Annotated in this window: 13 protein-coding genes; 3 read left to right on the plus strand and 10 right to left on the minus strand. The window is 41.6% G+C overall.

Annotated features, from left to right (window positions below; all coding sequences use genetic code 11):
• Nucleotides 1-28 precede the first annotated feature (28 nt).
• From rsmE to SJ2017_RS03720, 5 genes are all read right to left on the minus strand, one after another.
• Nucleotides 29-763: a 16S rRNA (uracil(1498)-N(3))-methyltransferase gene (gene rsmE / locus SJ2017_RS03700; protein WP_055022658.1), complete on the minus strand. Its 735-nt coding sequence runs from the start codon at nucleotides 761-763 to the stop codon at nucleotides 29-31.
• Between the two features lie 9 nt (nucleotides 764-772).
• Nucleotides 773-1,486, minus strand: coding sequence for an endonuclease (locus SJ2017_RS03705; protein WP_156003414.1), 714 nt, complete (start codon nucleotides 1,484-1,486; stop codon nucleotides 773-775).
• Nucleotides 1,487-1,702: 216 nt separating this feature from the next.
• Nucleotides 1,703-2,293 (minus strand): SprT family zinc-dependent metalloprotease, encoded by a 591-nt coding sequence (locus SJ2017_RS03710; protein WP_080914904.1) that lies wholly within the window; start codon nucleotides 2,291-2,293, stop codon nucleotides 1,703-1,705.
• 140 nt (nucleotides 2,294-2,433) lie between these two features.
• Nucleotides 2,434-3,603, minus strand: a complete 1,170-nt coding sequence (locus SJ2017_RS03715) for a pyroglutamyl-peptidase I family protein (RefSeq protein ID WP_080914905.1) — start codon at nucleotides 3,601-3,603, stop codon at nucleotides 2,434-2,436.
• A gap of 53 nt (nucleotides 3,604-3,656) precedes the next feature.
• Nucleotides 3,657-4,568, minus strand: a complete 912-nt coding sequence (locus SJ2017_RS03720) for a LysR family transcriptional regulator (protein WP_055022654.1) — start codon at nucleotides 4,566-4,568, stop codon at nucleotides 3,657-3,659.
• A gap of 124 nt (nucleotides 4,569-4,692) precedes the next feature.
• Between SJ2017_RS03720 and SJ2017_RS03725 the strand changes: the two genes are divergently transcribed.
• A complete protein-coding gene (locus SJ2017_RS03725; RefSeq protein WP_055022653.1) occupies nucleotides 4,693-9,249 on the plus strand; it encodes an ATP-binding protein in 4,557 nt (1,518 codons plus the stop codon).
• Nucleotides 9,250-9,684: 435 nt separating this feature from the next.
• The gene (gene fusA, locus SJ2017_RS03730) at nucleotides 9,685-11,769 is read left to right on the plus strand and encodes an elongation factor G (protein ID WP_080914906.1); all 2,085 of its coding nucleotides are present in this window, start codon (nucleotides 9,685-9,687) and stop codon (nucleotides 11,767-11,769) included.
• A 415-nt stretch (nucleotides 11,770-12,184) separates the two neighbouring features.
• Here fusA and SJ2017_RS03735 read toward each other — a convergent pair whose 3' ends face one another.
• The 5 genes from SJ2017_RS03735 to SJ2017_RS03755 form a co-directional block, all read right to left on the minus strand.
• Complete coding sequence (locus SJ2017_RS03735) at nucleotides 12,185-12,610, minus strand: nitrate reductase cytochrome c-type subunit (protein WP_055022651.1); 426 nt, start codon at nucleotides 12,608-12,610, stop codon at nucleotides 12,185-12,187.
• Between the two features lie 107 nt (nucleotides 12,611-12,717).
• Complete coding sequence (napA, locus tag SJ2017_RS03740) at nucleotides 12,718-15,201, minus strand: nitrate reductase catalytic subunit NapA (RefSeq protein ID WP_055022650.1); 2,484 nt, start codon at nucleotides 15,199-15,201, stop codon at nucleotides 12,718-12,720.
• A gap of 427 nt (nucleotides 15,202-15,628) precedes the next feature.
• On the minus strand, nucleotides 15,629-16,741 hold the full coding sequence (locus SJ2017_RS03745; RefSeq protein WP_420876301.1) for a lipocalin-like domain-containing protein: 1,113 nt from the start codon (nucleotides 16,739-16,741) through the stop codon (nucleotides 15,629-15,631).
• A 113-nt stretch (nucleotides 16,742-16,854) separates the two neighbouring features.
• Nucleotides 16,855-19,488, minus strand: a complete 2,634-nt coding sequence (locus tag SJ2017_RS03750; RefSeq protein ID WP_080914907.1) for an ABC transporter permease — start codon at nucleotides 19,486-19,488, stop codon at nucleotides 16,855-16,857.
• Nucleotides 19,481-20,149 (minus strand): ABC transporter ATP-binding protein, encoded by a 669-nt coding sequence (locus tag SJ2017_RS03755; RefSeq protein ID WP_055022749.1) that lies wholly within the window; start codon nucleotides 20,147-20,149, stop codon nucleotides 19,481-19,483. Before SJ2017_RS03755 ends, SJ2017_RS03750 begins: the two co-directional genes overlap by 8 nt.
• A gap of 397 nt (nucleotides 20,150-20,546) precedes the next feature.
• Here SJ2017_RS03755 and SJ2017_RS03760 point away from each other — a divergent pair, with 397 nt between their 5' ends.
• Nucleotides 20,547-25,826, plus strand: coding sequence for a PAS domain S-box protein (locus tag SJ2017_RS03760; protein ID WP_080914908.1), 5,280 nt, complete (start codon nucleotides 20,547-20,549; stop codon nucleotides 25,824-25,826).
• The last annotated feature ends 10 nt before the right edge of the window (nucleotides 25,827-25,836 follow it).

Here is a 25,836-nt window from a genome sequence, read left to right on the forward strand (position 1 = left end):
TTATTTTCTCAATGCTTATTATCATTGATTAACCGATATCACCGAAACGTAGTTGCAACGCGGTAATCGCAGTCAGTGAAGCTGTTTCTGTGCGTAATACTCTAGGGCCAAGTAACACATCCGTAAATTGATGTGTTTCCGTCATGGCGATCTCTTCTTCTGATAGACCGCCTTCAGGGCCAATTAATAACCGAACCTTGGTATTTTCTAGCGATAGTCCATTAATGCCATGTGCAGCACGCGGGTGCAGATTTAACTTTAATGCGTCAGTTTGCTCAGCACACCATTGATTAAGTGTCATCGCAGGCCTGACTTTCGGTACGAAACTACGTCCCGATTGTTCACATGCACTGATGACAATTTTTTGCCATTGGCTGATTTTCTTTTCTAAACGCTCGCCACTTAATTTGACCCCACAGCGGTCAGAAAAGAGCGGGGTAATAGTGGTTACGCCCAATTCAACTGACTTTTGAATGGTAAAGTCCATTCTGTCACCTCGAGATATCACTTGACCTAAATGTAAGTCTAGTGGTGACTCTGAATTATTTGGCGTATTTTCAATGATTTCAACGGTGACGTTTTTTTTGTTTGCACTGATTATTGTTGCCAAATAATCGTTGCCATTTCCAGTAAATAAACGGATGTTTTCGCCTTCGGTCATTCGCAGAACACGACCAATGTGGGCAGCACCATCTTCGTCTAGTTTTACGTGCTGATTAACAGCAAGATCATTGATTGGTTGATAAATTCTTGGGACGCGCATAGTAAATCCTTAATCAATGAGGCCGAGATTCTGACATTGTTTTAAGACAAAATTATTATGATTGCCTTGATTTTCTGAAATTAATTCATCTCTTAAACATTCAACCTTATCAACTGGATAAGTTCTATCCCATGCGTTGAATAAGCGTTTCTGGCTAGCAGAGATAGCTAAGCCATAAGTTTGCTGCATGTAAAAGTAGGTACGAGCAATTGCGCCGCGGCTTTGCTTTGGCGGCTGTGCTTTGCGGCCTTTAAAGTCAACAACCATAGCACATTGGCCATATTGTGTGGCTTCTCCATTCCATTCGCTAAAGCGGTAGTTGCTTCTATCGCCATTAACTTCACCAACAGCAGGGGTTAGATTGTGCAAATCGGCTTCCATTTTCTTAAATTCTGCACTGGTTCTGCCGCAATTCTTACGACCGCCATTTTGCCAGCACTGCAACTGATGACCAAACTCCCATGCAGGGACAACATGCTCCCACTCGATTCGATTTGCTCGTGGAATTTGTTTGCGTACTTGGTAACCACAGCTGTCTAGGTTTGGTTTCCATTGTTTACCAATCACTTCAATATCACAACCGCAATAAAAGCTGCTCATTGGTAATGACTGACTATATATCTTCTGGGCAATTTTTTTCGCACTTCTAAAACTTGATGGATGTTGGGCTGCTTGTGCACTAACACTCGTAATAGTTGTGATAACAAATAACACGATACCCATTTGGAACAGATTTGAAACTTTTAAATACGGCACAATAAACCCTAACGACATTCAATACGGCACAGGCTATACGGGTTGGTTTAGCCTGATATTTGCAAAGGATGGTAAGGGATTGAAACTTGGGATGCAATCAGAACTGTGGATTGTATTTTGGATTTTAACGGCCAGACCATAAGCTCATATTTTGCATTATTAAATAGCAGATTATTGCGAAAGTTATTGCGAAAGAGTTAATGGCGTTAATACTTGCTGACAAGATTTGCAGCGGTACTGTGTTTGATGACGTTGCACTTTATTGTGGCGCCTAATGGATAACATGATAGGACCGCAGTCACAACGATATTGAAATTGCTTACCTGCAACGGATTGAGTATTCAGCTGATGGGTCGTATCGGCAGGTACATTAAATACATTAGTCATGATGTTTTGCCACTCTTGCCCGTGGGGCTTAACCCGACCATACAGTTGAAAACTGAGTAAATGGCTGATTTCATGAGGCACAACTTGATCGATAAATTCAGTGATATTTTCTTCAAGTAATACAGGATTAAACCTGAGCTTATTTAATTGGAGATGAGCCGTTCCTGCGCTTTTTCCTCTTAAGGTAAATTGAATAGTAGGGCGAGGGAATTGACGTTTCAATAAGCTTTCTGCTTGCAGATAGTCAGCTTCTACTTTGCGTAAAATTTGTTGTTGCGCCTCTGTTTTAGGTAAACAAGTTTTCATCGATGCTTTATCGTTGGGAATACTTGTAGCAGCGTGATTTATTGATGACTGCGTTTGACGACGGAACAATGATTTAAGCATATTTGGCTTGGCTAAAAGGCTTGTTGAAAGCGTTTATAGTGAATCAGGAAATGAAAACATCGAGCTTGATTATAGCGTGTAGAATCGTCCTGCCGCAAACCTCGAGATAATAGCATGCGGCAAGATGAGTGATGCTGCAGCTATTTTGCAGCGGCAAGTTTTACCATGTCGACGATTTGTTCAACAATGGCCCATTCCGTATCTGCATCATAACCACTGACTCTCGGGGTATGAATGTGCCCAACAGGAATATCACGGTTAAACTGCTGTTTTAACAAGATACTACGATAAGATATTTCATTGGACAAATAGCCGCCGCCAGAACCTTCAACTGATGTTTCATTGACTAATTCGTAAATGTTTTTCGCATCAAATTGTCCACGGCTCACGGTGGTGACTTGATGATTGTCATTGACCTTCCATTTACCCTCTACTTGTTGCATTGCTCTAACAGGCAGTGAGAACTCAACATATTCAGGGCCGTTTAATGTTCCTCCATTGAATAGCGGAGCTTGTGGAGCTGTTTTACTGGCACCTGTATAAACATTGAGATTATCTGGCGCTGCAGCACTGCGGCCTCTTGCAGGAAAACGCTCAATATCAAAATCATCTCGCCCCATACTGACGGTGAAAATCATATCAATACTGTTATCGCGATACATAGGTGTCAGTAGAGATTCAATCATACCGTCATCGAAATCAGCAAAACGAACTGGGATCATCACAGTTTCGATTTGAGCTTGTTTACCATTAACGTCGAACGTCATGCCATCAAGTGCTAATGCAGTTAATCCTGAAGGGTTACTTTGAGTGATGTCTTTGTCTAAAAAGAAAGGGTCAAAGCCAGTGACTAGGATCTTTATTCGAGTTTCTGGTTTAAAGTGAATATCGCTAAGCCCGCGAGATGACTTCTCAAATGCATTAATCAGAATGTCGCGCTGCCAAGGCACTATATTGTAACCAGCATCTGCTGTTTTTAAGGTTTTTCGCATTGCTAAGCGGCTCCAGTAGAGCGCGCGATCATCGTAGTTACCTGCTTTAACATCGGCGACTGCCTGTTGCCAAAGCTTGGTTCCTTGTGATGCCACCATTTGCGTAATGGCCAGTTCATCCGTTGATGAATTGAGCTTATTATCTAATTGTGTATTAAGGTTATCAAAGCGGTTAGCCACATCTGCCATCACTTCCATCACATTAGGAAGGCGCAATTCTTCTACATTTAGGCTGCTTGATTCATTTTGCGCATAGGCGGGATTAACACTGAGCAACATTGCTGCAGCTAATGTGCTTGTGATTAAGGGCTTGAACATGGCTATTCCTTTAGAATGTCTTTGTTATTGTTTAATTTAACACGGCTAGATCGCTAATTCATTATAGATTGTAATGATTCCTGACTACTATAACGTTTGGCGAAGAAGTCTAAAAATGCACTGATATTACTGGCTAACTGGCGGCGGCTTGAGTAAACCCCATAAACTTTAAATGGTTCCATCGGCCATTCTTGCAACAGTGGCACTAATGTTCCTGCGGCTAACTCTTGCTTGCAACTGGTATTTGATAACATCGCAATGCCAAAGTCATCTTGAGCGAGTCGCTTAACCATACTGGCACTATTAACGCGTACTTTGCGTTTAAAGGTGGCCATTGTTTTACGGCTCCCTTTACCAACAGGCCATATTGGTGCTGATAAGCTTGTTCCTAATAATATCCCACTGTGCTGAGCTAGCTCTTGGGGCGTCGCTGGCGTGCCCGATTTTTTGAGATAACCAGGACTTGCGACTAAAATAGGTTGGCGCTCAAAAAGCAATCGAGCGACTAAGTCAGAGGATTCTAATGGCCCGTACTTGATGGCGATATCATAGCCTTCACCCACTAAGCCTACATTACTGTCGGTAAATTGAACATCCAGCTCAATGTTGGGGTAAAGACGCATGAAGCTACTACATAAGTTAGCAATGACTTCTTGAGAAAATGACACTGGAATTGCGATACGCAAAGACCCCGAAATATCGCTATGGGTATTTTCAATAATGGCCTTGGCAGCATCAATTTCTTGGCTAATCGAATCGCAATGCTGAAAGAATAATGCACCAACTTGGGTTAGGCTTAAATTACGCGTGTCCCGTTGCAATAAACGCACGCCAAGTTGCTCTTCTAATTGAGCTACTTTGCGACTTATGGTTGATTTTGGTTGTCCGATGTCTCGGGCGGCTTGCGAAAAGCCTTTTGCTCTAACTACTGCTGCAAACAGCATCATACCGTTTAAATCAGGCACTTTAGCCTCACTGTCTCAAAAATGGAACAAAGCGTCTTCGACAGTTTAATGGTAATTGGACAGCGAACAAAGTTATATTTACCGACTAAAAATTTTAGAGGCTATAAAAGCAGAGGATCTAAGGATGACTAGCAAAAAGCAGCCCGTAAACAAGACAGTACAACAAGTGGCTGATCCACTATTTTTACAAGCGGAACATTTAGCTAAAGATTTTTCGCTTTTCCCAGCCCACAGTAAGCAGACATTAGCTGAAGAAGTTAAAGGTCTACTTTCTGAAGATGCTATCCAATCGAATTTAAAAGAATTGTCGACACTTGATGTTGACAGTTATGTATCTAAGGTTATTCAACCGACTCAAGATAAAAACCGCCCTAGTGCCAAACGTGTGATTGCAGACCTTAAAGGTAAGCTGATCACTGAAGAGCATTTAGGCTCTTTTTACAGTGCTGAAATTGAATTAAATTTCGGATCTCGTACTCGTCGTGTAGGTTTTATCGCTCAAGAAAGAACCACATCTAATGGCGCGTGGATGCCAGAGCATCACTTAGCGGCATGTAAAGCGATTCGTCATTTTGCTGAATTATCAATGCCAATCGTATACCTCATTGACACTCCAGGTGCTGATGCGGGCGAAGTGGCTAACAGTCAAAACCAAGCACACTCGATTTCAAAAGCGATTGCTGAAAGTGCCAACGTTGATGTTCCAACCGTTGGTATTGTCATTGGTGCAGGTTACTCAGGCGGTGCAATTCCATTAGCTGCAGCCAACATCTTATTGTCATTACGTGATGGTATTTTCAATACTATTCAGCCTCAAGGTTTGCAATCAATTGCCCGTAAATACAACTTGTCTTGGCAGGAATGTGCTAAGTCAGTCGGTGTATCACCAGAAGAGTTACTTTCTGCAGGTTGTATCGACGGTATCGTCGATTTCTCACCATACGATAAAGATGAGCGCCAACATAATTTACGTCGTGCAATTATCAGTGGTATTGAAGCAGTAGAGAAAGCAGCAATTACTTTCGTTCGTGATTCTGATGATTTACGTGAGCATTATGACCGCAGTTTGTCGCGTTTCTTAGACCCATCTAAGAACTTAGCTGCACTTGAAAATAACCAAGGTTTGGCTGTGGCGAATAGCCCGACCATGCACCATAACTTATTTGGCAGTGCATATCGTTACCTACGTTATTTAACCTTACGTAGCCGTATTCATTCTATTTCTGTTGAACAGTATGGTCGCTTGTCGAAAGTCAGTGTGCCTGAAGGTGATTTATTAGCACGTATTCAACAAGAACAAGACAGTGTTTTCCAAGCATGGTTATCAACGCCAGATAAGCTAGTGTACGATGAAGAATTGAATAAGCTTTGGGGCACATTCGACAGTAAACGTAGCGAAATTTCAGCTGAACGTAACGTCATTACTCGTTTCATTCTTGGTGAGCCAAAAGAAAACTATAAAAAAGCACGTAAGGCATTGTTATTCAATATTGGTTGGTCGCTATATCATCGCTGGAAAAGCAATGCTGCGAACAACTTTAAAGGCTTAATCAAGTACCTTGAGTCTTTACCTGCTTCAACAACACAAGCGCCATGGCCTGAGCTTAATCAGTTAACCGTGCTTGATATTGTTGTTAATGATGAGCTGCGTGAAGACTTTATTTGGCAATGTCACAACGTACTTATCTTCAATGCGTTATATGACAATGTGGTTCAAAATTTAGCATCGATTTCTAAAGAAGCGATGATGTCTAAAAGCTTATCGCGTGAATCAGTTGATAAGCTATTACATACCTCTATCGACACTGCATTATCTACTAATGATGATGCCAATGATAAAAGTAAGTTCTACAAGTGGCTTAAATTCTTCATGGGTCAATCGAACCGTGCTGAATTGCTGACTCGTGTTGAGCAATGGAAGAGTGTTGGTTTCCCACAATTAAACGACAGTTTATTCGTGATCTTAACTTACTTCTTTGAACGTTTATTACCAGAATACTTTGACAGTGAAGAAGACCATTCTAAGTACACGGGTGCAATTAACCCTGTGCGCATTGGTCGTCGTAAAGACTTCTGGAACCGTTTGACTATGGGTTACCAAGATTTACTTATCCAAAAAGTTTTACGTGATGAAAAACGTCAAGGCAAAATGGGTTGGGAAAGTGTGATTGCTAAGTTCTTCACTGAATTCGAAGAGCTAAATGGCGACAAAATGTCGGCAAACCAACTTAACTTCCCTGGTTTCCGTTTATCTATTGAAGATGCATTAGATAAAGGCATTCGCCCATGTGGTTTAATCACAGGTCTTGCTGACTTTGAACATGGCGAAAGCAAATTACGCGTAGGTGTTGCGGTATCAAATATTGCATTCCAAGCGGGGGCATTTGATATGGCGAGTGCTGAGAAGTTCAGCGCGCTATTGATTGAATGTGCTAAACGTAAATTACCTGTCGTTTGTTTCATCAGTTCAGGTGGTATGCAAACTAAAGAAGGTGCAGCGGCTCTATTCTCAATGGCTGTGGTTAATGACCGTATTACCCGTTTTGTTCGTGATAACGAATTACCAGTATTGATGTTTGGCTTTGGTGATTGTACTGGTGGTGCTCAAGCAAGTTTTGTAACGCATCCTTTAGTGCAAACTTACTACCTATCAGGTACAAATATGCCGTTTGCGGGTCAAATGGTTGTTCCTGCTTACTTGCCGTCTACTGCAACGTTATCTAACTACTTATCAAAAGTACCTGGTGCAATGACGGGGTTAGTGCATAACCCATTCAGCGACACACTCGATAGCCATTTATCAAGCATTGATCCATTAATGCCACTACCGACATTACATGCTCATGATGTCATTGCGAAAGCATTATCAAGCTTAGTGCCGGAAGTGAAAGCGATAGAAGAGAAAATCGTTCAAGACGATCCTCGTATGCTGATGAAGCCAATTGACAAAGTCTTGGTTCACGCACGTGGCTGTACAGCGGTTAAATTGATCCGTAAGGCACATGATAATGACATCAATGTTGTTCTTGTTGCTTCAGATCCTGATATGACCTCAGTGCCAGCAGATATGTTGAAAGTTAACGATAAGCTGGTTTGTATTGGTGGTAACACCTCAGATGAAAGTTACTTAAATGCATACTCTGTTCTGAAAGTTGCTGATTACGAAAACGTAGATGCACTTCACCCTGGTATTGGTTTCTTATCTGAAAGCCCGCAGTTTGCTGCATTGTGTGTAAACAATGGCGTTAACTTTGTTGGTCCTAGCGTTCATTCAATGACGACTATGGGTAACAAGTCGAATGCAATTAAGACTTCGCAAGCGCAAAATGTGCCTGTTGTACCTGGTTCACATGGTATTTTGACTAATGCTGAACAAGCAGTGAATGTGGCCATTGAAATTGGTTACCCAGTATTGCTTAAAGCGGTACAAGGTGGTGGCGGTAAAGGTATCCAGGTTGTGACTAAGCCTGAAGACATGATTGGCTTATTCCAAAAAACCTCTACTGAAGCGGCTGCAGCATTTGGTAACGGTGATTTATACCTTGAGAAATACGTGACTTCACTTCGTCACATCGAAGTGCAATTGTTACGTGATAAGTTTGGTAACACCAAAGTATTGGGCATTCGTGACTGTTCAGTTCAACGTAATAACCAAAAAGTAATCGAAGAGTCTGGTTCAACCATGTTGCCTGAAGAATTGAAGCAACGTGTACTGGAGTATACGCGTGCTTTAGGTGATGCGACTGATTACATGGGTGCTGGTACGGTTGAGTTTATTTACAACCTTGATGCTAACGAAGTGTACTTCATGGAAATGAATACACGTCTACAAGTAGAGCATCCAGTTACTGAAGCAACATCAGGTATCGATATTGTTAGCGCTCAGTTCGATATTGCTGCAGGTCGCTCAATTGAAGATTTACAGCCTGTTGAGCAAGGTTACGCGATGGAAGTACGTGTCACTGCTGAAAAAGCAGCTTTAGACAGCGAAGGTGTACTTCAATTATTACCAAACCCTGGCATGATAACTGAGTGCGTGATGCCAGAAGGTGAAGGTATTGAGATTATTTCTATCGCTGAAACTGGCAAGGAAGTATCGCCATACTACGATAGCTTAATCGCTCAAATCATTATCCGTGGTGAGTCACGTGAAGATGTTGTCTCTAAGATGTCTGCATATCTAGACAGTGTCGTTATCAAGGGTATTGCGACTAACATTCCATTACTGAAGCTAATTCTGAAAGATGCCACCTTTAACCAAGGTGTTTACGATACGAATTATCTGCCACGCCTAATGGCAGAGCTAGACGTACCTGCATTGGTTGCTGAAATGGAAGCAGCGGCTGAAACTGTTGGTTTAGATACTGAATCATTACGTGTTGCAGAGAGTAATGAACTTAAAGTACTCGCACAAGGTGCCGGTATCTTCTATACCTCTCCAGCGCCAGGTGAGCCTGACTTCGTTAAAGAAGGTGACATTGTCACTGTAGATCAAACTTTAGCGCTTACAGAAGCAATGAAGATGTTCTCACAAGTCACATTAGCCGGCTTTAACCGTCAAAATGCGATTCTTTACCCTGAAAATCAGAAGTACCGTATTGAACGTATTCTGAATGGTAACGGTCAGCAAGTATCACAAGGCGACTTACTGTTTGTTATTTTACCGATTGACGGTGAGTAATAATGAACAAGCCATAATGTAATGTTTATGGCGATGATATAGCAAAAATCCTCAGTTTATGGCTGGGGATTTTTTTATGGAAATTACCAGCAAGTTTTAACGAATAGCATGTTTATTTTGATACAAATTGGCTTTTTTGTTGCTAATTGCACGAAATTTACCTCGGTTGAGCTAGCCGTTGTCAAAAATGCGGCGTTTTAACATAAAAAATTAAGTTGTTTGAAAAATAAACAATAACTTTTATTTTGTTGTTTTATTTAGAAATATTAAAATTAATGACAATTTTTTTATGCGAAATGTGATAAATTTTGCAAGTCTCATTTGCGCATTTGAAGGTTCCCACTTACAATATGCGCCTTAAATAACCAGATGTGCGGTGTGTCTAGCTTTTTTACATACTCCGTTTACCTCTTAACTAATCATTAAAGTTGAATCATGACCGAATTATCCAAATACAGAAACATTGGTATCTTCGCTCACGTTGACGCGGGTAAAACCACGACCACCGAGCGTATCCTAAAGCTAACCGGTAAGATCCATAAGATCGGTGAAGTACATGATGGTGAATCTACTACTGACTTCATGGAACAGGAAGCTGAGCGCGGTATTACTATTCAGTCAGCAGCAGTAAGCTGTTTCTGGAATGACCACCGTTTTAACGTTATCGACACTCCAGGCCACGTTGACTTCACAGTTGAAGTATATCGTTCGCTTAAAGTTCTTGATGGCGGTGTAGGTGTATTCTGTGGTTCTGGTGGTGTTGAGCCTCAGTCAGAAACTAACTGGCGTTATGCTAACGAATCAGAAGTTGCGCGTATCATCTTCGTAAACAAATTAGACCGTATGGGTGCTGATTTCTTACGTGTTGTTAAGCAAACTCAAGACGTTCTAGCTGCTAATCCATTAGTTATGGTTTTACCGATTGGTATCGAAGACGAATTCTCTGGTGTTGTTGACCTATTAACCCGTAAAGCATGGGTTTGGGATGAAACAGGCCAAGCAGAAAACTACAAGATTGAAGACGTTCCAGCTGACATGGTTGACTTGGTAGAAGAATACCGCGAAATGTTAATCGAAACTGCTGTTGAGCAAGACGACGATCTAATGGAAGCTTACATGGAAGGCGAAGAGCCATCTATGGAAGACATCAAGCGTTGTATCCGTAAGGGTACTCGTACAATGGACTTCTTCCCAACATACTGTGGTTCTGCGTTCAAGAACAAAGGTATGCAGCTTCTTCTTGATGCTGTTGTTGATTACTTACCTAACCCAGTTGAAGTTGATCCACAACCTCTTACTGATGAAGAAGGTAATGAAACTGGCGAACACGCAATCGTTGATGCAGATGCTCCATTAAAAGCGCTTGCATTCAAGATTATGGATGACCGTTTCGGTGCACTAACTTTCGTACGTATCTACTCAGGTCGTATTAAGAAGGGTGACACTATCCTTAACTCTGCAACAGGTAAAACTGAGCGTGTTGGCCGTATGGTTGAGATGCAAGCAGATGAGCGTAACGAATTAGATTCAGCTCAAGCTGGTGACATTATCGCTATCGTAGGTATGAAGAATGTTCAAACTGGTCACACTTTATGTGATGTTAAACATCCTTGTACTCTTGAAGCAATGGTATTCCCAGAGCCAGTAATCTCTATCGCTGTAGCACCTAAAGATAAAGGTGGTTCAGAGAAAATGGGTATCGCTATCGGTAAAATGATTGCAGAAGATCCATCTTTCCGCGTAGAAACTGACGAAGATTCAGGCGAAACCATCCTTAAAGGTATGGGTGAGCTTCACTTAGACATTAAAGTAGACATTCTTAAGCGTACTTACGGTGTTGACTTAATTGTTGGTGAGCCTCAAGTTGCTTACCGTGAAACTATCACTAAAGTTACAGAAGATAGCTACACGCATAAGAAACAGTCTGGTGGTTCTGGTCAGTTCGGTAAGATCGACTACGTTATCCGTCCAGGTGAGCAAAACTCTGGCTTCACTTTCAGCTCTTCAGTTGTTGGTGGTAACGTACCTAAAGAATTCTGGCCTGCAGTTGAGAAAGGTTTCGCTAGCATGATGAACACCGGTACTGTTGCTGGTTTCCCTGTGTTAGACGTTGAACTAGAACTTACTGATGGTGCTTTCCACGCAGTTGACTCGTCAGCTATCGCGTTCGAAATCGCTGCTAAAGGCGCATTCCGTCAGTCTATGCCTAAAGCCGGTGCACAACTTCTTGAGCCTATCATGAATGTTGACGTATTCAGCCCAGAAGACAACGTAGGTGACGTAATTGGTGACCTTAACCGTCGTCGTGGTATGATCAAAGACCAAATGGCTGGTGTTACTGGTGTTCGTATTAAAGCTGACGTACCGTTATCAGAAATGTTCGGTTACATCGGTTCACTACGTACTATGACATCTGGTCGTGGCCAATTCTCTATGGAATTCGCTCACTACGCACCATGTCCAAACAGTGTTGCTGAAAAAGTAATTGCTGAAGTTAAAGAGCGTGAAGCTAAGAAGTAATTCTTAACTAAACCCTTTAATTAAAAACCGCTGCCTTTGCAGCGGTTTTTTTATGCTTCAAAATTAATATAGACAGTTTATCTATTCGGTTTATGTTAAGAGTAAACATGCAAGTAACGCTTATTGATTAAGAGGCTACTTAAAGCATATTAGAGCTTGCATCTCGCAATGCAAAATGTGGCTCAACAATTAATCAAGGTAGAAATATGATTAAGGTAAGGCGCTTTACCACAAGCGAAGTAAAGCCTCTATGACAGCTAAAACTGAAAACCATTCATAACGTTAACCGTCAGCACTATTCGTTAGCTGAGGTGACTGCCTGGGCGCCTCATGAGTACAATGAACAGCCATAAAAAATGCCACGGTCATGAGACGGTGGCATTTTATTGCGAGCAGTATTCTGACTCAATAAAGCTTAGTTAGTGTGAGTGTTACCCACTAACGCTTCTTTATTATCAGCTTGTGCAACGTGACACTGAACACAGAAGTAATATTTATCATCAAACTTACCGTCTGCACTTAAGTGAGACTCATGCACTGGTGTCGCTTTCATGCGAGCTGCTTTTTCTGTGCTGTGACAGGTTAAGCACCCATTTTTCTTGGTTGTTAGTTTATAAGAGTCTTTATGCGGAATGAGCGGCGGCATATGCACAAAATCTCTTTCTAAAGCTGTACCACGACTTGGGTAAGTCGCTTTAGCTTCTGCAGGTAACGTATCAGTAATGGCTACGTCTCCGGCAAGTGATTTAACATTTACTGGTGCGGCAGCTTCTTGTGCTTGTTGGCCTGAGCAAGCGCTAAGACTGAGCACTATCGCAGCAAGGCTGAGTATTTTCTTCATGATTTACACTCCGTCATATCCATTATGTTTCATCATCAATGGATAGAGAAAATTAGTGATGTTGTCATGCCTCAATATCGTTTAAAGAGGCATGACAGTCAGTCAAATTAGGCTTTAACAATCTTCACAGGACACTTCTTGAAATCCGTTTCTTTAGATAACGGATCAGTCGCATCGAGTAATAACTTGTTTACCAGCTGTCTAGCATCAAAGAATGGCATAAATACCACGCCGACAGGCGGTTTGTTACGGCCTTTGGTTTCAACACGTGTTTTAACTTCTCCACGTGGAGAAATCACTTTCACTTCATCACCATTTTTAAGACCACGACTACTCGCATCTTTAGGGTGCATGAATACCTGTGCATCTGGATATGACTTGTGCAGCTCAGGTACACGTGCAGTCATACTTGCTGTATGCCAGTGTTCAAGAACACGTCCAGTAGACATCCATAAGTCGAATTCTTCATTTGGCTCTTCAGCTGCAGGCTCAAATGGCAGTGCGAAAATAACTGCGCGACCATCAGGCTTACCGTAGAAGTTATAACCTTCACCCGCTTTAACATATGGGTCACTGCCTTCAACGAAGCGACGAACTGTTTCAGTACCGTTCACAACAGGCCAGCGTTTACCGCGGTTTTCGTGGTAGTTTTCAAAGGTATCTAAGTCATGACCATGGCCACGACCAAACTGTGCGTACTCTTCAAACAGACCCTTTTGAAGGTAGAAGCCGAATGCATCATTTTCATCGTTGTAGTCGCCTTTACACTCAGAAGTAGGGAATTTATCCACTACACCATTTGCGAACAAGATGTCATATAACGTCTTTTCTGCGTATTCAGGTTTTTTAGCAATTAATTCAGCAGGCCATACTTCTGACACTTTGAAGCGCTTAGAGAACTCAACAAGTTGCCACAAATCAGACTTAGCGCCTTCCGGTGCTTTAACTTGCTGATGCCACATATGAGTACGACGTTCAGCGTTACCGTAAGCCCCTTCTTTTTCTACCCACATTGCTGTTGGAAGAATCAAGTCAGCGGCAGTTGCGGTAACCGTTGGGTATGGATCAGATACCACGATGAAGTTTTCAGGGTTACGGAAACCAGGGTAAATTTCATCATTGATATTAGGACCAGCCTGCATGTTATTGGTACACATAGTCCAGTAACAATTTAACTTGCCATCTTTAAGCATACGGCTTTGAAGAACGGCGTGATAACCTGGTTTAGGCGGGATAGTGCCTTCAGGTAATTGCCACAAATCTTCAGTCATCGCACGATGTTTAGGGTTAGCGACGACCATATCTGCAGGTAGACGATGAGCGAATGTACCGACTTCACGAGCGGTACCACATGCTGATGGTTGTCCTGTTAATGAGAACGGGCTGTTGCCTGGGGTAGCAATTTTACCGGTTAACAAGTGAATGTTATAAAGCATGTTGTTTGCCCAAACACCACGAGTATGTTGGTTAATACCCATGGTCCATAAGCTCATGATCTTGATGTTAGGATCAGCGTAAGCTTTTGCCATTTCCTCAAGATTCTCAACAGGTACACCACTCATTTCTGAAGCGTATTCTGCAGTGTATGTGCTAACGAACTTCGCGTACTCTTCAAACGAGATAGGCTTAGATTTACCGTTACCTGGGTTTTTCGCTTTCTTCTCTAATGGATGCTCTGGACGTAAGCCATAACCGATGTCAGTGACACCTTCAGCGAAGTTTGTGTGTTTGCTAACGAAGTCTTTATTAACCGCATCGTTTTGAATGATGTAGTTAGCAATATAGTTCAAGATAACTAGGTCAGACTGTGGCTTAAATACCATTGCGTTGTCGGCAAGCTCGAAGCTGCGGTTTTCAAACGTTGATAAAACGTGAACCTTGCTGCCAGCATGGCTTAAGCGACGGTCAGTTAAGCGTGACCATAAAATTGGATGCATTTCTGCCATGTTCGCGCCCCAAAGCACGAAATGATCTGCCGCTTCGAAGTCGTCATAACTACCCATTGGCTCATCAATGCCAAAAGTACGCATGAAACCACCTACCGCCGATGCCATACAGTGACGAGCGTTAGGATCGATGTTGTTGGTTAAGAAGCCAGCTTTATGCAATTTAGATGCAGCGTAGCCTTCCCAAATTGTCCATTGGCCAGAACCAAACATACCAACTGAAGTTGGCCCTTTTTTGGCGATGCTTTCTTTCCACTTGTCAGCCATAGTGTCTAGAGCAACATCCCAACTAACAGGAGTGAATTCACCTTCTTTGTCATACTTGCCATCTTTCATTCTTAATAATGGCGAAGTTAAACGGTCCTTACCGTACATGATCTTAGAAAGGAAGTAGCCTTTAACACAGTTAAGACCTTTGTTAACAGGGCTTTCTGGGTCACCTTGAGTCGCAACAACTTTACCGCCTTTTGTTCCGACTAATACACTACAACCTACACCACAGAAACGACATGGGGCTTTATCCCATTTAATTTCTGCAGATTTCTCTTCTGCTTGAACCATTTTGATTGGTAAGGCAAGCCCAACAGCCGACGCGGCTGCAGTAGCGGCATTGGCTTTTAGAAACTCGCGACGGCTTATGCTCATGGTGTTTCCTCACTCTTTGCTGTTAGTTGATAACCTTGAAAGGTTAATCATCGTTTTATATGCCAAATAATGGCTTTATTCATCTCTATAATGTTGAGTTTAAACCTCACATTTATCATGGGTATACCTCGCAATGAGTATACTGATAGTTTGTTGTTGTAGATCACATTTTGCAACGTGATCTAAGACACATTTTAGAAGTTACTCAGTCACTTAATTAGGTGATGATAATTTAAGCGATACATTGATTCTAGGCCAAGATGAGAGAATTTGAAGGAAATTAGCGGGATAAAACACATTAAATTAATTGTTTTTATTTTATACAGAGTTTGATTTAAATATAAACATACATCCAATAAGCCCAGTGCCAAGTGGGTGGCACATATTCATATCGCATTTGGTATATATTACATAGTGAGTAGTTAACCTAATAACCAGTTAACTCCATATAACCATTGCCTTTATGGCTACCAGAAACCTGGATCGGTCCTTCCCAGTAAGGGATTGAAAGTGACATATTACTGTCAGGGTTGAGTGCTGTTACTGTCAGATCGATTTGTTCGCTTTCAATAGATAATTGCCAGCTAACGGGATATTTTCCGCTGTCAGTTTGCTGCCAGCTTATCGGTCTCATGGCAATATCGTTCGTTCTCTGGTTAGTGATATTTCGGCCACTACCGTCGGCAAACATTCTCCTAGCACTGAAAAATGCTGGTGTATTTTTGTCTGCTCCACGTAGCTGAAATACCATTAATGCAGAATCATCATCAAGACGGATGGAAAACCAATCCCAACCTTGTTGCGCCTTGGTCAAAAATTGCGAACTCCATTCTCTATCTAACCATGCTTTGCCTGTGACGGTTTCTTGTTTTCCGTTACGAGTAATCGTGCCACTTAAATCAATAAATGGTTGGCTGTAATAATAAGAGGCAACTGCGCTATCAGCACTTTTTATGCTGTAGCCACTTTCGCCCTGTAGTTGCATAGGTGCAGAGCTTGATAAGGATAATTGATAACTAAAAGTATCAGTTGCGACCTTGAGTGTTGCAGGAAACATTGCTGATGATTCACTCATCCATTGCCAATTATCTAGTTTCACTGTGAAAGGGTTTGCTGTTACATCGGCAAATTGGGGGTGAGCTCGTGACCATTTTTCCGCGGCTTGATGAGTGCCAATTGATGTTAAAGCTGCATGGGACATGTACATCTGTGATGTTGCCCATTTCGAGTGGTCAGTTTGTTGCTGAAGTGGGGCGGATTTATTGGCTTGATCGTGGCTGCTTTTTTCAGTCACTTCTGCGTTAGCTATTGCACTCACTACCCCACTTGGCTCTTCACTAGTGAGCGCAATACGAAATTGAGTCCATTGTAGGCCAAGCTGTTCACCAGATTGAGTTTGCATATTGGCAGTTAAATACCACCACTCTTGTCGAAAATCATCATGGCCTAAATGATCTGCTGGGAATGTAAATTGATATCCCGGTTCGACCTTAGTGTATTGAGTCAAACTCGATGAAGCGTCTCCTAATATCCCGCCCATGTTAATTTGACTCGATTCGGGTTCAGGCTGGCATGCGCTGAGCATTAAAATCGTCATACAACAGAGGCTAATTTTATGAGCAACTGAGTTAATATTTTGCTTGTTATCGTTAATCACAACGCCTCCTGCTGTAAGCTACTAATTAGCGGTTTTCTGGTTTGCCAATATAGTGGAATCGCAATGGCGATAGCGCTGGTTGTTAGTGCGATAACGACCACTCGAAAATAAGCTGGCCAATCCCATAGCATTGCAATGCTCCAACCAAACGCTTGCAGTGTCACTTTATTAATGAGCAAGTAACCCAAAACCGCTCCTGTAGGAAGCGCAACTAAACAGGTTAGCAATACAATCAACTGCATTTGCACAAAGGTCATTAGACGTAACTCTCTTTTATTAATTCCTAGTGCGTAGAGCTTGGCGAGTGGAGCTTGCCTTGCCTGAATCAGCATTAAACAAGCGCTGAATAATCCTATGGCAGCAACAATCAGAGTTAAACTGTTTAGTACCATGGTTATCGAGAAGGTTTGCTTAAACATGGCAATGGCTTGCTGCTTGATTTTGGCTTGATTGTACATTTGGGCATTAGAGATCAATTTGCTTTCTAACAGCAATGATTCAAGTTGACCGATATCGCCTTGATAACTTGCTGCAATACTTTTGGGTTGCTGTGGTAATTGCAGTTGTTGCCATAAACTTCTATCTATAACGACTTGCCCCTTGGGATTACCATAGTCAAAAAAAATGGCTCCAATCGTTGGAAGTTGGTGTGTACTGGCATGATTGAAGGGGTAGATGTTGAAACTATCACCAATGTTTAAGCCATATTTTATTGCGATGGGTTCACTGATTAAGATTTGCTTACCCGCGACAAATTCTGACCATAGGTTATCCGTCTGACTCTTCAAAGAGCTTGTGACTTTGGTTGAATAGAGGTCTCGACTCACTAACTCAATTGGCATTCCTTGGTAGGTCGAGGCGATAGTCCACTGCGTGTAAATACCTGAAACCTTTTCTTGTTTTGATAACAAGTCTTGGATCTCAAGAATTTTGTCGCTTGCAGGGCGCATATACAAGTCTGCATGAAGACGACTTTCAAGCCAGTTTTTCAGTGTGATTTCAAAACTGCCCACTAATGTATTCATTGATATATTGGCAGTTAATGCCAGTAGCATAGCCATCATAGCTAAAGATAGCGGGCCGATTAGCTCTTTTGTTTCTGCAATCATGTAATGCCATAACCCAGTAGGAAAGAGGTTGGCCATCCATTCACTGATACGGTAAATCGTCAGTGGTAATAGCAGTGGAATCGCAATGATCACAATCCCCATTAACCCCAAACTGACCTGATACTGTTTTGCAAAGGGAAATGCTAATGCACAGCCAATTAATGCAATGCAGGCAATCATAAATTGCATACGATGGGTTTTGACCAAATGCGATACTTGATTGCTTTTGGCTATCATTCGAGCAAGTGGCTGGTTAGTGAGTTGGCGATAAAGAGGTAAACAGGCCAGTAATCCTGCAAATAAGGTTAATGCCATTGCTTGAACTAACCATTGCCATTGCCATGAACCAGGCATTAAGCGTGCACCGTATAGTTGTTCAAGTGTCATCGCAACCATAGGCTGCAACCAGAGACTTAACTGCAAACCGAGAATGAAGCCAACGACTGAACCGACAAACACCAGAAAACTGAGCTCAACCACAAGTGCCAGTAATAACATGTGCTTTTGGACACCTAATTGCAGCAGTTGAACTAACAGTTTTTGCCGTTTCATCAAGCTGTAACGCACACCGTTGTAGGCGATAAACAGGCCGACAACAAAGGCTAACATACTCATTGCATTTAAATTGAGATGGAAACTACGGGTTAACTCTTGGAGTGCCTGTCCTTGATCTTGTTCTGTTATCGTAGCTTGTTGTAATAATAATTGTGCTTGATTAATTTGAGTTATCAAGCTGCTGGGTTCGTCAAATAAGGCAATATAAGATAACTTTTGAGAATGATTTAGCAGAGACTGCGCAAGAGAGATATCAGCAACAATTGCATTTCCTAAGCCAAACTCATCGTCTAAGCCTACCACTTCAAGTGAAATAGGCGACCCTTGTTCATTTAATGGGTCTTGAAGGTAAAACAGGCCATCTGGGGCGACTTTATCGGCTAAGGATTGGCTCATGAGCAGAATATTTTTAGCGCCGAGTAATTTCGCTAAGGGGATATGTGGGTTAATTGCAGAATCTGTTTTCTGATTAGTGCCACTATGCTGCTGAAGGTTAATTGCTGCAAACAGGTCACTACCTTGAAGTTGCCAGCGTCGTCCTTCACTATCGACCACTAACCCATTAATGACAGCGAGTGCTTGGCTTATTCCTGCTTGACGAAGGCGAAAGTAAACTTGCTCATCCAGATACTGTTCACCTGTATTAGGTGTGATGAGTAACGAGGCTCGTTGGCTTAAAAGTTCCGTAGCTTCACTGTAACTTCGGACTGCGTTTTCGTTGGTGGATTTAACCCCAATTAATAACGTAACAGCCAAAATAATACCAAGTAAGATAGCACCAGCTTGTAAAGGTGCATGGCGATAATGCGCAGCAAATACGGCCAAACTATTGTATAAGCTATAGCCTGAAGCAGAGTCTTGCTCTAAACGATAATCAAGTTCAGTTGGTGTGCAGCTTATGGTACCTAGATTCGTACCTGCATCTAGTTGAGGCTTATTGTCTTGATTGCTTCGCTTATCATTCATGCACTTTACCTTGCTCAAGGTGCCAGCGCCTTTGCATAAACGCAGCACAAGTATCGCTGTGCGTTACCATAAGTACTGTTGTGTTAGCGGCTTTGGCTAGATCGCACAACAGTCCCATGACTTGTTGTCCTGCTTTTTCATCAAGATTACCCGTGGGCTCATCAGCTAATAGTAGCGCAGGCTTATGGATTAAGGCTCTTGCAATCGCTACTCGCTGTTGTTGTCCACCAGACAAGGTCTCAACGGGTCGGTTAATGACTTCAGTAAGTGTAAGTTTTTCAATGAGTTCATCACCCCAAATATTCCATTTTTGATTATTTAGCTGAAGTGGAAATCTAATATTATCAATGACATTTAGCGGTGTGAGGAGGTTGAACTGCTGAAATACGACACCTAATTGTTGGCGCCGAAATAATGCCCATTGGTTATCAGTCCAGAGGTGTGTGTCTTGTTCTAGCAGTGTTAACTGGCCGGCATCAACACGCTCAAAGCCTGCAATAATGTTAAGCAGGGTACTTTTACCTGTACCACTAGGCCCTGTTAATGCAATGGTATCACCGAGATGTAACCTTAAGTCGACATCATTAAGAACTTGATGACGTTGCTCGCCGTCGGTAAAGCTTTTAGTGACTTGTGATAACTGACAGACAACAGAGGACATAACGTGTTCCAGTAATTCTCATAATAACATCATCATACGGTATTTTTAGCAGAATAGATCTTTATATGCTGCCTGCGAGATTTCGCTTTAGTTAAATGAATCGACATTAAGGTTTGCATGAATAAAAAAATTGCAACTTAAGTTGTAGTGGCTGGAAACTCTTACTAGGCTTATAAGGGCGTTTACAAACAGATAAATGAGTCAAATTTAAACAATATTTACAATTGCATTCATAGGGTTAACCGTTATAGTAGAGTGGGTGTTTTTTATACAATGCTGCATCGTGATAGTGAACATGTGCTGATGAGGCTTGTCGCGCCATTGTCAGCATTGAATGTCAGGAAAGTGAAATGTCGTGATGAGCTAAAATTTGACTGAGTAAATGAGACTTATATTTATGGATAAAAATGAGCGCAAGTTACATAGTTTTCGAAGTCGAATATTGGCATATATTGCATTGCCATTAATCCTTATTATGGGATTAGTTTATGGTTTTCATGGCTGGATTAATTATCAAGAATATGAAAGAGATACCTACCTTCGCTTAGAGCAACAAGCTGTTTTATCTGCCAATCATCTTAACTTTGTGATGGACTCGATTCAAAATAATACGCGAGGCCTCTCTGACTATCTCACCTATGTCGACAGTGATGATTTATACGACGATGTTCATAAGATAGAAAACCTGCTTATCAATCGTCTTGGACGCAATCCGAGTATTTTTGGCAGCGCCATTGCCTATCGTCCTAACTTTTTAGCAGAAAAGCTACGCTACGCACCTTACGTTTTTCGTGATGGCAATGAAATAAGCATGCTTGATATTGGTGCTGAGGCTTATGACTATACCGATGGCAGTTGGAGTTGGTGGAGTGATGCAATAGCCAGTACAGAAGGTGTATGGTCAACGCCTTACTTTGATGAAGGTGCGGGCAATATTCTTATGATCACCTATTCAAAAGCGTTTGGTGAAATAGATGATCGCATTGGGGTCGTCACTGCCGATATTGCGTTAGATAACTTACCTAGGTTGATGCAAATTCCCAGTAAGAATTTAGTGGTACTGGATAAAGATGACCAAGTCATTTTTTATGATTCTGAAAATAGTGACTTAAAAGGCAGTAGCGATAAGTGGCTGTCTAAAAGTGGCGTTAATAATGAACTAAGAAACCTACTGGAAAATAATCTAACAGGCCAAACTAATGCCATTACTGAATCGGGACATCGTTTTTTAGTCAGTGTTGCTAATGTTCCAGTATTAGGCTGGCAGGTGGTTATTGCGACAAGTGACGAAGAGTTAAGTCAGTACTTCTTAACGAACATATCAAGGCTCGCCCTTATTTTATTATTACTATCAATTGCACTGCTTCTAACAAGTATTATTGCTTCTAAACGCTTAAACCGCCCGCTTGAAAACTTAGCAAATGGCATTATTGCATTTGGTGAAGGTAAGGTTAACCGATTAGATACCAGTGGCAATAATATTTTTGAAGTTGCAACCTTAACCAATAAATTCAATCAGCTCGCTGAGTTACTGGCTGAAAGGGAACTCGCATTAAAAGATTCAACCGGAAGTCGCTTTGCCAGTCTCATTGATGGTATGAGTGATAAATCATTTTATTGTTCTTTAGATCCTCAAGGGCAATTAGCGCAAGTGAGTGACGGTGTTCAAAAAGTATTAGGTGTTGACGTTGATACGTTAAAACGAAAATACCAACGCATGTTTACCAATGATCCAATCAATGAACAAAATTGGCATTACACTGAACAAGCATTAACAGGTAAAACCGTTCCGGCTCATCAAGTTGAAATGCTTGCAGATGATGGTCATATCAGACGGCTTGATGTGTTTATGCAGCCATTAATTTCAGATGCTGGCGAATTAATTTCTGTTGAGATGTTATTTACTGATGTGACGGAGCAATTTTCTGCTGCTCTATGGTCCAATGCGGTTATTGAGTCATCACCACAAGCGATGCTAATTGTTGATGAATTAGGGAATATCATCTTTACCAATAGCCGCTGCCAAGAGTTGTTTGGCTATAGCGCTGAACAGATTTTAGCCCTCAATGTTGAGTTACTTTTTCCTGAACGATTTAGGAAAAAACATGAAGCTGTTCGAACTGTCTTTTTAGAGCAAGAGTTAACCCGATTTGCCACCCCTAAAGAAGGCTGGGTAGCGTTAAAATCAGATAACACCGAAATGCAGGTTGAAATAAACTTAGCATTGTTACCAATACGCCATGAAGGTAGAAAACAAATTGCGGCGACGATTCGAGATCTTACCAGCCAGCTAGCTATCGAACGTAAAATAAAAGACAGTGAAAGCCGCTTTAGAGGGCTGGTGGCTAATATTCCTGGTGCGATTTACCGTACTCGAATCGAAGACCATTGGATAATGGAATATGTCAGCGACAATATCGCTGATATGACAGGTTATTCAGCCATAGATCTCATTGAGAGTAATAAGCTTAGATTTAACACCCTTATTCACCCAGACGATGATGCGGCTTGTTTTACCGCAATCAGTGAGGCGATTAAAACTCAACAAAGTTTTGATGTTGAATATCGAATTTATCATCGAGATGGCAGCATTAAATGGATACATGAGAAAGGTAAAGCCAGTTACGATGAGCAAGATAATCCGCTGTGGTTTGACGGTAGTTTACATGACGTAACAGACAGCAAGCATGCATTGGAAGCGATTAAAAACTCCCAGAAACAGCTCGAAAATATCACCGAGTCATTACCCAACTTAGTTTATCAAATGATTTGGCACTCTGATTCAGAGCGCGAATTTAGCTTTTTATCAGAGGCTTGTGTCAGCATTATTGGCTTCCCTCGTGACATGCTAATGCAAAACTTTGATTTGCTCATTGACAGAATTGTAGATAGCCAGAAACAAACGATTTTGGATGATTTAGCCGGTAAAGGTGTTGATGGCTTGCAATGGGTGACAGAGTTTCAATATCTGCATCCGTCAGGTGAGACTATCTGGTTAGAAGCTGGCGCGAAAGGGCAGTCATGGAATAACGATTCGATTATGTGGAATGGTTATTTAATGAATATCACAGATAGGAAGCAAGCAGAAACACGCTTAGCTGATCGTGAAAAACATTTAAGAGCATTATTAAATACCGCCGAAATGGGCATAGTAAATATTGATGCTTACGGCGTGATTTTGAATTGTAACGAGCACTTTGGCCGCAATATCGGGATAAATTCAAATGCGCTAGAAGGAAAATTATTCTTTGAATTTATGGCGCCAGAAGACAAGGTACTAGCAAAAGAGCAGTTTAAAAAACTGATCAATAATGAATTTGAAAACTTTAATATTGAACCAAGAATACTGAGCCAATCAGGTGATGTTATTTGGATGGATATGACCTTTGCTGCACTCAATAATGACCAAGGTGAAGTGACCTCAGCAGTTGTGTCTATGGCCGATATTACCAGCTTAATGACGGTTTCCAATGAGTTAAAAATTGCTAAAGATGAAGCTGACGCAGCAAGCAAAGCGAAAAGTGATTTCTTGGCTAATATGTCCCACGAAATACGCACTCCTATGAATGCCATTATTGGTATGTCACACCTTTGTCTACAGACCAATTTAGATAAAAAACAACATAACTTTGTGGAGAAAATTGAACGTGCATCTAAGTCATTGCTGGGCATTATTAATGACATTTTAGACTTTTCAAAAATTGAAGCTGGCAAAATGGAAATCGAAATCGTGCCATTTCAGCTTGATACATTGTTAGAAGATCTCAGTGATATGTTTGCTGTTAAAGCGGCCGATAAACAGTTGGAGTTATTGTTCTCTGTCGCACCCAATATTCCAAGTCATTTAATGGGCGATCCCCTTAGATTAAGCCAAGTGCTGATTAACTTAATGAACAATGCCATTAAGTTTACCGAGCGTGGTGAAGTCATTCTAACTATCGAGACTTTAGTTCAACAAGGTGATGAGATAGAACTCAAGTTTAGCGTAAGAGACAGTGGAATAGGTCTTACCCCAGAGCAATGTAATAAGCTTTTCCAATCCTTTAGCCAAGCTGATAGTTCAACAACCAGAAAGTATGGCGGTACTGGTTTAGGTCTTGCTATTTGTAAGCAACTCGTCGAGTTGATGGATGGACAAATAGGAGTGGAAAGTAAGCGTGGAGTCGGAAGTACATTCTACTTTACTGCGCAGCTCAGCCAAGCCGATGATCTACAGCTAAAGGCAACTCAAGAGCTAGAAGGGATGGAGCTTTTAGTTGTTGATGATAACCAAACCGCACGGGATATTTTACAGACCATGCTTAAAGGTATGGGCTTCAGTGTTTCCTTGGCAAAAGATGGTACTGAAGCAATTTCCATGTGTCATTCAAACAATTACAAATTGGCCTTAATTGACTGGAAAATGCCAGGCATGGATGGTTTGGAAGCGGCTGAAACCATAATGAAAGAGAGTGCGAATCCTCCGTTAACGATTATGGTATCAGCTCATGCGACTCCTGAGTTTACTCAGCCAGTAAATGAGCTAGGAATCAACGGTTATATCACCAAGCCCATCAGCGCTTCACGACTACTCGATGCCATAATGTCGGCATTTGGTAAGCAAGGACACATGCCAGTTAGAGCAAAGGCGACCAGCTTAAATGCAGAGTTGCTTGAACAGCTAAATGGCAAAAAAGTGTTATTAGTTGAAGATAATGACATGAACCAAGAAGTCGCAGCAGAGTTTCTACAGCAAGTGGGTATTGAATTAACTATTGCTGATAATGGCCAAATCGCTTTAGACATGGTAGCGAAACAAGATTTTGACTTAGTGCTAATGGATTGCCAAATGCCAGTAATGGACGGCTATACCGCAACAGAGCAAATTAGATTACAGCCAGAATTTGAAAATCTGCCGATTATTGCGATGACTGCCAATGCCATGGCCGGTGATAAAGAGAAATGTATTAACGCTGGGATGAACGATCATGTCGCTAAACCAATAGAAGTCTCTCTTTTATATCAAACCTTGCTTAAATATTTAGGGTCAAACATAGCAACAGAAAACCTGACATTCACCGCAAAGGGGTCAACTAAGACCGATGAAACTTGGCCTCAGCATCCTGACGTCGATGTCGATCGTGGTTTGCAATTAGTGCAAAACTCAGCTCGCCTATATCGCAAAATATTGACTCGATTTGTAGAGGGTAAGCGTCACATTGTTAAGGAGATAACGAATGCTATCGATAGCAATGAACGAGAAGATGCTATTAGGTATGCACATACTCTTAAGGGGTTATCCGGTAATTTAGCTTGCGATAAGTTAACCGCTCAGGCAAAAGAACTTGAAAAGAACTTGATTGACGAAACTGAGCTTTCAGATGAACTTAGTCAATTAGACAACTTAGTTAGCTCAATTTGCGAAGCTATCGATGTTTGGTTAAATAACAATGAAACTGGCGATGAGGCTACTCAGCTTGAACTTATCAGCGATGAAGTTTTTGCGGAATTACTCGATAAATTATTGGCGCTGTTAGACGATGGCGACGCATCAGCTACCGATATGATCGACAATCTACAGTTACAGGTGAATCAGCAAACTTGGGCTAAACTTAAGCCCGTAGGTGCAATGATTAAAGGTTACCAGTTTGAAGATGCTGTCGAACATATTGAGAAAATTCGTAAGAGTATTGGTTGATGTGGTTTTT

The organism is Shewanella japonica, assembly GCF_002075795.1.
In the GTDB taxonomy this organism is placed as follows: Bacteria; Pseudomonadota; Gammaproteobacteria; order Enterobacterales; family Shewanellaceae; genus Shewanella; species Shewanella japonica.

Bases quoted from the DNA above. Each gene is read 5' to 3' on its own strand.
- rsmE (WP_055022658.1), bottom strand. From the start codon at position 763: ATGCGCGTCCCAAGAATTTATCAACCAATCAATGATCTTGCTGTTAAT.
- SJ2017_RS03705 (WP_156003414.1), bottom strand. From the start codon at position 1,486: ATGGGTATCGTGTTATTTGTTATCACAACTATTACGAGTGTTAGTGCA.
- SJ2017_RS03710 (WP_080914904.1), bottom strand. From the start codon at position 2,293: ATGCTTAAATCATTGTTCCGTCGTCAAACGCAGTCATCAATAAATCAC.
- SJ2017_RS03715 (WP_080914905.1), bottom strand. From the start codon at position 3,603: ATGTTCAAGCCCTTAATCACAAGCACATTAGCTGCAGCAATGTTGCTC.
- SJ2017_RS03725 (WP_055022653.1), top strand. From the start codon at position 4,693: ATGACTAGCAAAAAGCAGCCCGTAAACAAGACAGTACAACAAGTGGCT.
- fusA (WP_080914906.1), top strand. From the start codon at position 9,685: ATGACCGAATTATCCAAATACAGAAACATTGGTATCTTCGCTCACGTT.
- SJ2017_RS03735 (WP_055022651.1), bottom strand. From the start codon at position 12,610: ATGAAGAAAATACTCAGCCTTGCTGCGATAGTGCTCAGTCTTAGCGCT.
- napA (WP_055022650.1), bottom strand. From the start codon at position 15,201: ATGAGCATAAGCCGTCGCGAGTTTCTAAAAGCCAATGCCGCTACTGCA.
- SJ2017_RS03745 (WP_420876301.1), bottom strand. From the start codon at position 16,741: ATGGGCGGGATATTAGGAGACGCTTCATCGAGTTTGACTCAATACACT.
- SJ2017_RS03750 (WP_080914907.1), bottom strand. From the start codon at position 19,488: ATGAATGATAAGCGAAGCAATCAAGACAATAAGCCTCAACTAGATGCA.
- SJ2017_RS03755 (WP_055022749.1), bottom strand. From the start codon at position 20,149: ATGTCCTCTGTTGTCTGTCAGTTATCACAAGTCACTAAAAGCTTTACC.
- SJ2017_RS03760 (WP_080914908.1), top strand. From the start codon at position 20,547: ATGGATAAAAATGAGCGCAAGTTACATAGTTTTCGAAGTCGAATATTG.